8 protein-coding genes are annotated in these 14,487 nt (G+C 42.4%); 7 read left to right on the top strand and 1 reads right to left on the bottom strand.

Annotated features, from left to right (window positions below):
• Window positions 1-261: 261 nt before the first annotated feature.
• The 7 genes from HT722_RS01910 to HT722_RS01880 all read left to right on the top strand — a co-directional run bounded on the left by HT722_RS01910 (window position 262) and on the right by HT722_RS01880 (window position 9,627).
• Window positions 262-1,020, top strand: a complete 759-nt coding sequence (locus HT722_RS01910) for an isoprenyl transferase (protein WP_173277205.1) — start codon at window positions 262-264, stop codon at window positions 1,018-1,020.
• Between the two features lie 8 nt (window positions 1,021-1,028).
• The gene (locus tag HT722_RS01905) at window positions 1,029-1,832 is read left to right on the top strand and encodes a phosphatidate cytidylyltransferase (protein WP_000189853.1); all 804 of its coding nucleotides are present in this window, start codon (window positions 1,029-1,031) and stop codon (window positions 1,830-1,832) included.
• A gap of 21 nt (window positions 1,833-1,853) precedes the next feature.
• Window positions 1,854-3,113: an RIP metalloprotease RseP gene (gene rseP / locus HT722_RS01900; protein WP_173277203.1), complete on the top strand. Its 1,260-nt coding sequence runs from the start codon at window positions 1,854-1,856 to the stop codon at window positions 3,111-3,113.
• Between the two features lie 12 nt (window positions 3,114-3,125).
• A complete protein-coding gene (locus tag HT722_RS01895; protein ID WP_173277201.1) occupies window positions 3,126-4,979 on the top strand; it encodes a proline--tRNA ligase in 1,854 nt (617 codons plus the stop codon).
• Window positions 4,980-5,077: 98 nt separating this feature from the next.
• On the top strand, window positions 5,078-6,457 hold the full coding sequence (gene bglA / locus HT722_RS01890; RefSeq protein ID WP_173277200.1) for a 6-phospho-beta-glucosidase: 1,380 nt from the start codon (window positions 5,078-5,080) through the stop codon (window positions 6,455-6,457).
• 192 nt (window positions 6,458-6,649) lie between these two features.
• Entirely contained in the window at window positions 6,650-8,458 is a 1,809-nt protein-coding gene (gene glmS, locus HT722_RS01885; protein ID WP_173277198.1) for a glutamine--fructose-6-phosphate transaminase (isomerizing), read from the top strand.
• Between the two features lie 116 nt (window positions 8,459-8,574).
• Entirely contained in the window at window positions 8,575-9,627 is a 1,053-nt protein-coding gene (locus HT722_RS01880) for an LLM class flavin-dependent oxidoreductase (protein WP_173277196.1), read from the top strand.
• 243 nt (window positions 9,628-9,870) lie between these two features.
• Here HT722_RS01880 and HT722_RS01865 read toward each other — a convergent pair whose 3' ends face one another.
• Window positions 9,871-14,028 (bottom strand): pullulanase, encoded by a 4,158-nt coding sequence (locus tag HT722_RS01865; RefSeq protein WP_240146909.1) that lies wholly within the window; start codon window positions 14,026-14,028, stop codon window positions 9,871-9,873.
• Between the last annotated feature and the right edge of the window lie 459 nt (window positions 14,029-14,487).

Below are 14,487 nucleotides of genomic sequence, written 5' to 3'. Positions count from 1 at the left end.
TACAAATATTATAGAGCCTAAAAAATAGAGTCGCCCAATCAGGCGGCTTATTTTTTTGAAAAATGGGCTTTGTGCCTGAGAATAATACTCAATGAAAATCAAAGAGCAAACTAGGAAGCTAACCGCAGGTTGCTCAAANNGTTGCAGATAGAGCTGACGTGGTTTGAAGAGATTTTCGAAGAGTATAAATAGCTTAGTGATAGAAGAAAATGGGGAAATATGGTATAATGAAACGATAGATTTTTGAATAGGAATAAGATCATGTTTGGATTTTTTAATAAAGATAAGGCTGTGGAAGTAGAGGTTCCGACACAGGTTCCTGCTCATATCGGCATCATCATGGATGGCAATGGCCGTTGGGCTAAAAAACGTATGCAACCGCGAGTTTTTGGACACAAGGCGGGTATGGAAGCATTGCAAACTGTGACCAAGGCAGCCAACAAACTAGGCGTCAAGGTTATTACGGTCTATGCTTTTTCTACAGAAAACTGGACCCGTCCAGATCAGGAAGTCAAGTTTATCATGAACTTGCCAGTAGAGTTTTATGATAATTATGTCCCGGAATTGCATGCGAATAATGTTAAGATTCAAATGATTGGCGAAACGGACCGCCTGCCTAAGCAAACCTTTGAAGCTCTGACCAAGGCTGAGGAATTGACTAAGAACAACACAGGTTTGATTCTTAATTTTGCCCTCAACTATGGTGGACGTGCTGAGATTACACAGGCTCTTAAGTTGATTTCTCAGGATGTGTTAGATGCCAAAATCAACCCAGGTGACATTACAGAGGAATTGATTGGCAACTATCTCTTCACCCAGCATTTGCCTAAGGACTTACGAGACCCAGACTTGATTATCCGTACTAGTGGAGAATTGCGTTTGAGCAATTTCCTTCCATGGCAGGGAGCCTATAGTGAGCTCTATTTTACGGACACCTTGTGGCCTGATTTTGACGAGGCGGCCTTGCAGGAAGCCATTCTTGCCTACAATCGTCGTCATCGCCGATTTGGAGGAGTTTAGGAGGAAATATGACACAGGATTTACAGAAAAGAACCTTGTTTGCAGGGATTGCCCTGGCTATTTTCCTACCGATTTTAATGATTGGGGGACTCTTGCTTCAGATAGCAATTGGAATCATAGCCATGCTAGCCATGCATGAACTTTTGAAGATGAGAGGTCTAGAGACCATGACTATGGAGGGCCTCTTGACCCTCTTTGCAACCTTTGCCTTAACCATTCCCTTGGAGAATTATCTAACTTTTTTACCAGTTGATGGGAATGTGGTTGCCTATAGTGTTTTGATTTCAATCATGTTGGGAACGACCGTTTTTAGCAAGTCCTATACGATTGAGGATGCTGTTTTCCCGCTTGCTATGAGTTTCTACGTGGGCTTTGGTTTTAATGCTCTATTAGATGCTAGAATTGCAGGTTTAGATAAGGCACTATTAGCCTTGTGTATTGTTTGGGCAACAGACAGTGGTGCCTATCTTGTTGGGATGAACTATGGTAAACGAAAATTAGCTCCGACAGTTTCTCCAAATAAAACCTTTGAGGGTGCCTTGGGTGGTATTTTAGGTGCTATTTTAGTAACCATCATCTTTATGATGTTTGACAGTACAGTTGCTCTTCCGTATGGAATTTACAAGATGTCAGTCTTTGCTATTTTCTTTAGCATTGCTGGACAATTTGGTGATTTACTAGAAAGTTCGATCAAGCGTCACTTTGGTGTTAAGGATTCTGGGAAATTTATCCCTGGACATGGTGGTGTTTTGGATCGTTTTGATAGTATGTTGCTTGTATTTCCAATCATGCACTTGTTTGGACTCTTTTAATCAAAAGACGGAGGAAATACTATGCTCGGAATTTTAACCTTTATACTGGTTTTTGGGATTATTGTGGTGGTGCACGAGTTCGGACACTTCTACTTTGCCAAGAAATCAGGGATTCTAGTGCGTGAATTTGCCATCGGTATGGGACCCAAAATCTTTGCTCATATTGGCAAGGATGGAACGGCCTATACCATTCGAATCTTGCCTCTGGGTGGCTATGTTCGCATGGCTGGTTGGGGTGATGATACAACTGAAATCAAGACAGGAACTCCTGTCAGTTTGACCCTTGCTGATGATGGTAAGGTTAAACGCATCAATCTTTCAGGTAAAAAATTGGATCAAACAGCTCTTCCTATGCAGGTGACCCAGTTTGATTTTGAAGACAAGCTCTTTATCAAAGGATTGGTTCTGGAAGAAGAAAAAACATTTGCAGTGGATCACGATGCAACGGTTGTGGAAGCAGATGGTACTGAGGTTCGGATTGCTCCTTTGGATGTTCAATATCAAAATGCGACTATCTGGGGCAAACTCATTACCAATTTTGCAGGCCCTATGAACAACTTTATCTTAGGTGTCGTTGTTTTTTGGATTTTAATCTTCATGCAGGGTGGTGTCAGAGATGTTGATACCAATCAGTTCCATGTCATGCCCCAAGGGGCCTTGGCTAAGGTGGGAGTGCCAGAAACGGCACAAATTACCAAGATTGGCTCACATGAGATTAGCAACTGGGAAAGTTTGATTCAGGCTGTGGAAACAGAAACCAAAGGTAAGACGGCCCCGACCTTGGATGTGACTATTTTTGAAAATGGGAGTGACAAACAAGTCACTGTTACACCCGAAGAAAGTCAAGGCCGTTACCTTCTAGGTGTTCAACCGGGGATTAAGTCAGATTTTCTATCTATGTTTGTAGGTGGTTTTACAACTGCTGCTGACTCGGCCCTACGAATTCTCTCAGCATTGAAAAATCTGATTTTCCAACCGGATTTGAACAAGCTAGGTGGACCTGTTGCCATCTTTAAGGCAAGTAGTGATGCTGCTAAAAATGGAATTGAGAATGTCTTGTACTTCTTGGCAATGATTTCCATCAATATCGGGATTTTTAATCTTATTCCGATTCCAGCTCTGGATGGTGGTAAGATTGTGCTCAATATCCTAGAAGCCATCCGCCGCAAACCATTGAAACAAGAAATTGAAACTTATGTCACCTTGGCCGGAGTGGTCATCATGGTTGTCTTGATGATTGCTGTGACCTGGAATGACATTATGCGACTCTTTTTTAGATAATCGAGGAATATTATGAAACAAAGTAAAATGCCTATCCCAACGCTTCGCGAAATGCCAAGCGATGCTCAAGTTATCAGCCATGCTCTTATGTTACGAGCTGGTTATGTTCGTCAAGTCTCAGCAGGTGTTTATTCTTATCTACCACTTGCTAATCGTGTGATTGAAAAAGCTAAAAATATCATGCGCCAAGAATTCGACAAGATTGGTGCCGTTGAGATGTTGGCTCCTGCCCTCCTCAGTGCAGAATTGTGGCGCGAATCAGGTCGTTACGAAACTTATGGTGAAGACCTTTACAAACTAAAAAACCGTGAAAAATCAGACTTTATCCTAGGTCCAACTCACGAAGAAACCTTTACAGCTATTGTCCGTGATTCTGTTAAGTCTTACAAGCAATTGCCGCTTAATCTTTATCAAATTCAGCCCAAGTATCGTGATGAAAAACGCCCACGTAATGGACTTCTCCGTACACGTGAGTTCATCATGAAGGATGCTTACAGTTTCCACGCTAACTATGATAGCTTGGACAGTGTTTATGATGAGTATAAGGCTGCTTATGAGCGTATTTTTACTCGTAGTGGTTTAGACTTCAAGGCTATCATTGGTGACGGGGGAGCCATGGGTGGTAAGGACAGCCAAGAATTTATGGCTATTACACCTGCTCGTACAGACCTTGACCGCTGGGTTGTCTTGGACAAGTCAGTTGCCTCATTTGACGAAATTCCTGCAGAAGTGCAAGAAGAAATCAAGGCAGAATTGCTTAAATGGATGGTTTCTGGTGAAGATACCATTGCCTACTCAAGTGAGTCTAGCTATGCAGCTAACTTAGAAATGGCAACAAACGAGTACAAACCAAGCAACCGTGTTGTCGCTGAAGAAGAAGTGACTCGTGTTGCAACGCCAGATGTTAAATCAATCGATGAAGTTGCAGCCTTCCTAAACGTCCCAGAAGAACAAACAATTAAAACCCTCTTCTACATGGCAGATGGTGAGCTTGTTGCAGCCCTTCTAGTTGGAAATGACCAACTCAACGAAGTCAAGTTGAAAAACCACTTGGGAGCAGATTTCTTTGACGTTGCTAGCCAAGAAGAAATTGCAAATGTTGTTCAAGCAGGATTTGGTTCACTTGGCCCAGTTGGTTTGCCAGAGAATATTAAAATTATTGCAGATCGTAAGGTGCAAGATGTTCGCAATGCAGTTGTCGGTGCTAACGAAGATGGCTACCACTTGACTGGTGTGAACCCAGGTCGTGACTTCACAGCAGAATATGTGGATATTCGTGAAGTGCGTGAGGGTGAAATTTCCCCAGACGGACAAGGTGTTTTGAACTTTGCACGTGGTATCGAAATTGGTCACATCTTCAAACTCGGTACTCGCTATTCAGCAAGCATGGGAGCAGATGTCTTGGATGAAAATGGCCGTGCTGTGCCAATTATCATGGGATGTTACGGTATCGGTGTCAGCCGTCTCCTTTCAGCAGTGATGGAGCAACACGCTCGTCTCTTTGTTAATAAAACGCCAAAAGGTGAATACCGTTACGCTTGGGGAATCAATTTCCCTAAAGAATTGGCACCATTTGATGTGCACTTGATTACTGTCAATGTCAAGGATGATGAAGCGCAAGCCTTGACAGAAAAGCTTGAAGCAAGCTTGATGGGAGCTGGTTACGAAGTCTTGACAGATGACCGTAATGAACGTGTCGGAGTCAAATTCAGCGACAGCGACTTGATTGGATTGCCAATCCGTATTACTGTTGGTAAAAAAGCGGCTGATGGCATCGTAGAAGTGAAGATTAAAGCGACTGGTGATACTATCGAAGTTCATGCAGATAACTTGCTTGAAACGCTTGAAATCCTCAGCAAGAAATAAAAACTATAATCAGAAGAAAAACAAGGAAAAAATGTAACTAGTTTTTACCTTGTTTTTTCTGTATAATGGGAAAAATGAGTAGATAAAGAGGTAAATGTATGCTAAGATTTTCAAAGGATTTTGTCTGGGGATCCTCTACTTCTGGACCGCAGACAGAAGGGCGTTTAGCTGGTGACGGTAAGGGAGATAATCTCTGGGATTACTGGTACCAAGTGGAGCCAAATCGTTTCTATAATGGGATTGGTCCAGATAAGACATCAACCTTTTATGAAAATTGGGAACAGGATATTGAGCTTTTGTTAGCGACTGGTCACACGGCCTTTCGGACTTCTATTCAGTGGTCACGGATTTTTCCACAAGGGCGTGGGGAAGTCAATTCTCAAGGTGTGGATTTTTATCGTAAGGTCTTTGAGGCTATTAAGGCCAAAGGGATTCGTCTTTTAGTCAATCTTTATCATTTTGATCTGCCTTTTGCCCTTCAAGAAGCTGGTGATGGTTGGGAAAATAAGGCGACAGTCTCAGCCTATGAAGACTATGCTCGTTTTTGTTTTGAGACTTATGGAGATTTAGTGGATCAATGGATTACCTTTAACGAGCCCATCGTTCCTGTAGAATTTGGTTATTTTTATGATGCACATTATCCACATAAGGTGGATGCAGAGGCAGCTGTTAAGGTAGCCTATCATACACAATTGGCCAGCAGCCGGGCTGTTAAGGCTTGCCATGAACTTTTGCCTGATTCCAAGATTGGGATTGTCCTCAACTTGACACCGGCTTATCCACGTAGCCAGCATCCTGCTGATGTCAAGGCAGCTCGTATTGCGGCCCTTTTTCAGGCCCAATCTTTCTTAGATCCATCTGTCTTGGGGACTTATCCACAGGAGTTGGTAGAAATCTTGCATGAATACGGTCTCTTGCCTGATGCTACAGAGGAGGAGTTGAAGCTCATTCGTGACAATACAGTGGACTTCCTTGGTGTCAACTACTATCAACCCTTGCGTGTTATGGCTCCTCGATTTGCTAAGCATCCAGAGAGTCCACTCTTACCAGAACATTTTTACGAGCCTTATGTGATGCCTGGGCGTAAAATCAATCCTCATCGTGGCTGGGAGATTTATGAGCAAGGGATTTATGATATTGCCCAAAATATCAAGGAAAATTATGGCAATATCGAGTGGATGTTGACTGAGAATGGCATGGGTGTTGAAGGGGAAGAAAAATTCCGTCAAGATGGAATGATTCAAGATGATTACCGTATTGACTTTGTAAAAGGTCATCTTCGTGAACTGTACCGTGCCATTGAAGATGGAGCCAACTGTAAGGGCTACTTGATTTGGACCTTTATTGACTGCTGGTCATGGCTCAACAGTTATAAAAATCGCTATGGTTTGGTCGAATTAGACTTGGAAACGCAAGAACGTCGTCTGAAGAAATCAGGGCACTGGTTCAAGGAACTAAGCGACAATAATGGATTTTAAAAAAAGACTCTGACTGATTGTACTAATTGGTCAGAGTTTTTTGGTTACAAAAAAGTTAATTTGAACTATACCAATTTTTACTCTTGACAAGTGAAAGAAACAAGTATATACTGTTTTTGCTGATTCTATAAAAGAGGAATTAGACTATACCAATTTAAGGAGAAAGCACAGCTTGCCTGTGTCGTATATACTATGTGTGGAATTGTTGGTGTTGTTGGAAACACAAATGCAACTGATATTTTGATTCAAGGGCTTGAAAAGCTCGAATACCGTGGCTATGATTCTGCGGGGATTTTTGTCCTAGGTGGTGCTGAAAACCATCTAGTCAAGGCTGTTGGTCGTATAGCAGAATTGTCTGCCAAGACAGCTGGTGTTGAGGGAACAACTGGGATCGGACATACTCGTTGGGCTACTCACGGAAAACCAACGGAAGACAATGCTCACCCACATCGCTCTGAGACAGAACGTTTTGTTTTGGTTCACAACGGGGTGATTGAGAATTATCTTGAAATCAAGGAAGAATACCTTGCGGGGCACCACTTCAAGGGGCAAACAGATACGGAAATCGCCGTTCACTTGATTGGAAAATTTGCGGAAGAAGATGGCTTGTCAGTTCTTGAAGCCTTCAAAAAAGCTCTTCACATCATCCGTGGTTCTTATGCCTTTGCCTTGGTTGACTCACAAAATCCTGAAGTCATCTACGTAGCTAAAAATAAATCACCACTTTTGATTGGTCTTGGTGAAGGTTATAACATGGTCTGCTCAGATGCTATGGCTATGATTCGTGAGACCAACCAATACATGGAAATTCATGACCAAGAGTTAGTAATCGTCAAGGCTGATAGTGTGGAAGTTCAAGACTATGATGGTAATAGTCGTGAGCGTGCTAGCTACACTGCTGAACTTGACTTGTCAGATATCGGTAAGGGAACTTACCCTTACTATATGCTCAAGGAAATTGATGAGCAACCAACTGTTATGCGTAAACTTATCCAAGCCTACACAGATGAGGCTGGTCAAGTAGTGGTTGATCCTGCTATTATTAAGGCCGTTCAAGACGCAGACCGTATTTACATCCTTGCAGCTGGGACATCTTACCACGCAGGATTTGCTTCTAAGAAAATGTTGGAAGAATTGACAGATACGCCAGTTGAACTTGGAATCTCATCTGAGTGGGGCTACGGTATGCCACTTCTCAGCAAGAAACCACTCTTCATCTTTATCAGTCAGTCTGGTGAAACAGCGGATAGCCGTCAGGTTTTGGTCAAGGCTAATGAAATGGGAATCCCAAGCTTGACAGTGACAAACGTCCCAGGTTCAACTCTTTCTCGTGAAGCCAACCATACCATGCTTCTTCATGCAGGTCCTGAAATTGCCGTGGCATCAACCAAGGCCTATACAGCGCAAATTGCAGCCCTTGCCTTCCTTGCAAAAGCAGTCGGTGAAGCAAACGGCAATGATAAAGCGCAAGCCTTTGATTTGGTGCATGAGTTGTCAATCGTAGCTCAGTCTATCGAATCAACTCTTTCAGAGAAAGAAACCATTGAATCCAAGGTTCGTGATCTTCTTGAAACAACTCGCAATGCCTTTTATATTGGGCGTGGTCAAGATTACTACGTAGCTATGGAAGCAAGCCTTAAACTCAAAGAGATTTCTTACATCCAGTGTGAAGGCTTTGCAGCAGGAGAACTCAAGCATGGAACCATTGCCTTGATTGAAGAAGGAACACCTGTCTTGGCGCTCTTGTCAGATCCAGTCCTTGCCAACCATACTCGTGGAAATATCCAAGAAGTGGCAGCCCGTGGTGCGAAGGTTCTCACTATTGCAGAAGAAAATGTTGCCAAAGATACAGACGATATCGTCCTTACGACTGTACACCCTTACCTCTCACCAATCTCAATGGTCGTACCAACACAATTGGTCGCTTACTTTGCAACCCTTCACCGTGGACTTGATGTGGACAAACCACGTAACCTTGCTAAGTCAGTAACGGTAGAATAAGCTAAAAAGTCTAGTTATCTAGGCTTTTTCTTGTGAGCAAATTGGTTGCTTGTACTCATGATTCGTGTTAGAATAATTTTTCAAATTGAAGGACAGAGTAGATAGGGAGAATGGATATGGTAGAATTGGGAATTTCAACATTTGGGGAAACAACGGAGCTTGAAGGGACTGGACAGACTTACAGTCATGCCGAACGCATTCGCCAGTTGGTGGCGGAGATTGAGCTGGCTGATAAGGTTGGTTTGGATGTGTATGGGATTGGCGAGCACCATCGAGAGGACTTTGCAGTATCAGCCCCAGAGATTGTACTAGCAGCTGGGGCAGTCAATACCAAGAAAATCCGTTTGACCAGCGCAGTTAGTATTCTCTCGAGCATGGATCCGATTCGCTTGTTCCAACAATATGCCACTATCGATGCTTTGTCAAATGGACGTGCGGAGATTATGGCTGGAAGGGGTTCTTTCACGGAATCTTTTCCCTTGTTTGGATATGATTTGAAAGACTACGAAGCCCTCTTTGATGAGAAATTAGACTTGCTCCAGTTAGTCAATGAAAAAACAAAGCTAGACTGGAAAGGGCGATTGACTCAAACAATATCTGGCAAAGAAGTTTATCCTCGTCCAGTTCAGGACAAATTGCCCTTGTGGGTAGCGACAGGTGGTCATGTCGAATCAACAGTGAAGATTGCTCAGGCTGGTCTACCGATTGTTTATGCCATTATTGGTGGTAACCCTCGTTATTTTAAAAAGTTGATTCAGGCTTATCGTGAGATTGGAAGCGAAGCGGGCCATGCCAGTCATCAACTAAAGGTTGGGGCCCATTCTTGGGGATGGATTGCTGAAGATGGCGAGCAGGCGGTGAAAGATTATTTCCATCCGACCAAGCAAGTGGTGGATGCTATTTCTAAAGATCGTCCGCACTGGCAGGAATTGCGTTATGAGCAATATTTGGAGCAAGTTGGGCCAAATGGCGCCATGTTTGTGGGCAATCCAGATCAGGTGGCCGAAAAATTGATTCGCATTATTGAGGATTTAGGTTTGGACCGTTTCATGCTCCATCTACCGCTTGGTTCCATGCCTCATGAACAAGTCCTGAGAGCTATTGAACTATTCGGAATGCAAGTAGCACCCAAAGTACGGGCTTATTTTGCCATGAAAGAGGCTAAATAAAAAATCCTAATCAAGTTTATTATGACGGCAAATATTGTACAAAAATCAATCCCCCGAGCGTCAAGGCTTGGGGGGATTGTTCTATAGGAGGGCTAGTTTAGTTCTCTTTTTTGTTTTTTAGTAAGAAACCGAGACCTAGAAGGGCAAGGAGACTGATTCCTGCCAACAGGAGTTTGTTTTCGTTGAGCTTCCTGTATTTGAATTAGTTATATCTAGCTATGCAAAGGTTATACAGTAGCAGTTTTAGCTGACCCATTCACCGTTTTCATTGACCAAATAGCCTTCAACTCTTGTATTAACTGCAAGTTTACCTGATGAATCAACATAGTACCATTTGCCAGAAACTTCAAACCATTGATTTTCTTTCATAGCTCCTGATGGCTCAAGATAGTACCAAGTATCTCCATCCTTAACCCAACCGGTTGACATAGAGCCGTTACTATTTAGGAAGTACCAAACATTGCCATCTTTTACCCAACCAGTTGACATAGAGCCATCATCTTTTAGATAATACCAAGTATCTCCATCTTTGATCCAACCAGTAGCTAGAGAACCGTCTGCTTTATGGAAATACCAGATGCCATTTTCTTGTTTCCAACTAGCTTTAGTTGTCTGATTTGGAGTTTCTGGTCTTTTATTTGTATAAGCTGGAGTATAGGAAGTGACAATAGTTTGAGTATGCGTAGATGGAAGTGATTGAGTATTATTGTCCTTATGTGGTTGTGAAGCTTGTGAATCAGTTGGAGCTTGGCTAGATTTATCTTCTGTATTAGCTACTTTCGCATCTGGTTTTGCAGAATCAGGTTTAGCTTGTGGAGTTGGATCTGGATTTTGATGTTCAGGTTTGTTTGATCGGTTTGGAATATCGCTTGTACTTTGCTCTTGACCTTGACCTTGTTCTTGTCTAGAATTCGGAAGGTCAGATTTTGGTTTATCTTCCATAGCTGGACGGCTTTGAGAGACTCGAAGAACAGTAGCTGTAAGGGCATTCAATTTCAAGCCTTTTTCAGTCCATTCAAGTCCTTTCGGGTTGGCAATTCCGACTGGCCCTGCTTGGTTTTCATCTGCTAAAACTTCAGCATTTCTGAGGTGGGCGAAGGCAGTTCCCAAGTTAAATTCGCGAGCTTTTTCGTCCGCATTGACAAAGACTGCATAGATGTCTCCGTTTGGAGCAGTGATTTGGTAGCCAATCACTACGTCTTCTTTTGCCACACCATTTTGACCTGGGACAGTGATGAGGTGGACACGATCCTTGATATCTTGGAGACTCTTAAGTCGGAAGGCATCTGTAGATTGACGAAGGGCAATCAACCCTTTCATATAGTCACGGCTCTTGACATTTTCAGGATATGCTTTTCCATCTGTAGCCTTAGTCCAGTCAAACTTGTTGACTGCATCGCTAGAATCGTAAGAGTCATGGATGAAGTAAGGATAGTCAAATGGATTGCCATCCTTATCACGCAACAAGTGAGATTTGTTTGGTTGTTTGTCCTCTGCTACTGGAGTCTTGTAGGCTGGATCACGGAATTGTTTGGTACGTCCGTATTCCTGACCAGAGTGGATAAATGGAGTTCCTTGAGCTGTCAAGACCATGAGATTTCCAAGTCGCAAACGACGGTGGATTTCAGCATAGTTCTCAGCCTTGCTTGGGTCTTTTTTGATAGACTGGGCAATGATGTCAAAGAGGGTCAAGTTATCATGGGCTGCGATGTATTGGATGACATCTCCAGGATTGTCTGCTTCAAAGTTGGTTGGCTGAGCAATGAGATTTTTGAAGACAGTGTTGACATCACGCTTGCCACCTGTGATAAAGGCAGGTTGACCTTCATTTGGATAACCAGACTTGAGGTTGTTACGGATGTCATCTGAGAAGACAGCGACAGTATCGGTATGTTTCATCCAATCTTGGTCAGCTGCTTTAGTAGGCATGTTTTCATCACCGGCATAGGTTCTCCAACCTTCACCCAGCATGATGAGATTTGGATTGAGGGCGCGTGCAGCCTTGTAAGCTTCTTCGATAGAAGCCGCATCATGGTCTCCCATCATATCGAAGCGGAATCCATCTACTTTGTAGGTATCGACTAGGTATTTGATAGAATCAACTAGGAGCCGTTTGGTCATATGGTGAGTTGTCCCCAAACGTCCACCACCAAAGCTAGTTCGAGGTGTTCCGTCAGCATCCATAAAGTGGTAGTAGTTTGGCTCTAGGTCTTCAAAGAGATCGACTTTGGCTGTATGGTTATACACTACGTCCAGGATAGCTCCCATGCCACGTTTGTGGATTTCGTTGATGAGGTTTTTAAACTCTGCGATTCGTTTTTCTGGATTTTTAGGATCGCTTGAATACATACCAGTCAATGAGAAGTAGTTTTGAGGGTCATATCCCCAGTTGTAGTTGCTGTTGCTTGAAGCATAGTCAGACAAGCGTTCATGATTTTTCAATTCATTGACAAAGTAGTAAGATAAGACTGGAAGGAGCTGGATGTGGGTCACACCTAAGTCTTTGAGATAGTCTAGTTTTTCGATAAAGGCTTCAAAGGTACCAAATGGTTTAGTCAAATCTTTTGCGATGGCAGGATCTGAAGTGAAGTCACGCACATGAGCTTCATAGATGACAGCATCTTCGCGCGATTTAAAGTTGCGAATCTTACCATAAGTTAAGTCTTGGGGGCCTAGTTTGGCTGGATCTACAAAGGCAGCTTTAGCCACTTTATGGGCATCGTCAATCTTGGCATCATCACTATTCCAAGCAGCAAGAGATTTAGCGTAAGGATCGAGTGCAAGAACAGTTTTACCCTGACGCTCGATTTGGTATTGATAATAGTATCCAGTGAAATCAGTGATTCCTAGTTTGTTTGTGCTATCTAGAGTTTGTTTCCAAGTTCCTCTTTCTCCTTTTTCAAGAGCGACAGTTCCAACTACTTTGTCAGGATCATTCTTGTCGTAGACAACAACAGAAACCTTATCAGCACTTGGTGACCAAAGGGTTAAATCAACTTGTTTTCCTTCTTCTTTGAGGTCAGCTCCAAGTTTGCCATCATAGCTGTAAGTCTCATCTTTAAGGCGCCAGCTTGTTTTGGTAGTGAATTGGTCGGAATTGTAGCTAACAGTATAGGGATGTTTTGTGTCAGAGAAATCTCCGCTGTAGGTCACTTTTTTACCAGCTTCATCGATTGCGACATCAGTAATAGCTACTTTGTCTCCCAGGTGATTAGTGATGTTGGAGTGTTTGAGGATATCCTCTTTTTTAGCACCGACAAGTGTTGAAAAACTACTTTCAATGCTAGAAGTACCTACGTGTTGGGCTCCTGTCATACGGATATCATGGACATAGTATGGATTTGTGTAAATCGATTCGTCATCGTCTTTTAGGAAAATTTGGCTATGATTTTTCAAATCTGTGAACTTATAATCTTCTTTACGGATTTTCACGTCGTCTCCTTGTTTGCTCTCATCTAATAGCAAAAATCCAAATTCTTTGGCGGCATCCTTAAGAGGAATATCGATATAGCGACCGTATTTGCCTGTAGCTGTAAAGTCTGTTCCGTCAGGCCATTGAGCGCTACTTGGATTTTTTACATCTCCCCAGTACCAGAGAGATTTCTTGTCATAGTTGCCGTCAGTGCGGTAATAGTTGACGCGAACAGTACCTGCAGGTTGTGGTTCGTAAGAGAAAACCTTGTAATCTTGGTCTAACCAAGCCTCGTTCATTTGTGGAACTAGTTTTTCTACAGATTTATCGCCGGTTAGATTTTTTCCAGCTGTATTGTTGATGAGGAAGCTAATTTTCTTGGCTTGTTCTCCCTTTAATTTGACATCTAGGTAATAGCCGTAGTCATCTTTTTTGGCATCCTTAAAGGACAAGGCTCCGTTAGGCCAGTTTTCAGAAGGCTTTTCAACATCATCCCAAGTCCAAAGTCCTTGAGCATCCTTGTTTTCTTCAGGAAGTTTTTTGACATGGATACGGAAGTAGTTGTCTTCGATTGGCTCTTCTGCCTTAGTTTCAGTTGTTACTGGACTAGTAGAAGTAGTTGGTTCACTTGAACGATCTTGTCCAGTTTGTGGTGCTGAATCGGCTGGAGTTGCAGCAGGAGTTGTTGGCTCTGTTGCAGGTTTTTCTTCTTTTTCCTCTAGGGAAGCGTTTGCATTTACGGGTGAAGAAAAATCGCTTTCGTTCTTGCCAGAGCTCGTTGCTGTATCAGTAAGAGGTTGGGCAAGGGCAGTAGTAGTTTCACTATTACTTGCGTTAGTGGTTGGTGTACTTTCGTCGGCTGAGATAGTTGGTGTAGCCATGGCAAGTAGGACAAGGCTTGCGCCGATAAGGACAGAACCAGTTCCATTTTTGAGGGAACGGATGCTGTAAACCATTTTTTTCTCAGTTTGAGCTGGTGTTTTTCTCATAATGATTCTCCAATCAATAAATTTTTATACCAGTATAGCATGCAGTAGGAAATAGTGCAAGCGTTTTCTTTGATTTGTAAAAGAAATTCTTACTTTTGAGAAGTTTTCCGTACTATTTTATACATCAGTATAAATGATGGAGATAAAAATGTCACATAAGCAAAGCCGTATTATTAGGAAGATGAGGTGTTCTCAGCTATTTTTATTCAGAAATTGATTTCTAATATTTCTTTAAAAAGTTCATCTAGCGAAATTATAAATAGGAAGAGAAAAAGCTAGCGCTTCTCAAGTTTTATCTAGTTTCCAAACTATAGCATTTACTGGAAATCTAAAGAAAATATCAGAAAAATTCAGCAAACGTTTTCTTCTTATTTTCTTGACTTTTTGCTGGTTTGTGCTTGACTTTTACTTGAAATTTGATAGACTATAGACAAATAGGAAAACGTATTCATTTAAAAA

This window comes from Streptococcus sp. 53 (assembly GCF_013276565.1).
GTDB lineage: Bacteria > Bacillota > Bacilli > Lactobacillales > Streptococcaceae > Streptococcus.
Note: the sequence above shows the minus strand (reverse complement) of the source record. Positions and strands in the feature narration are given on the sequence as shown.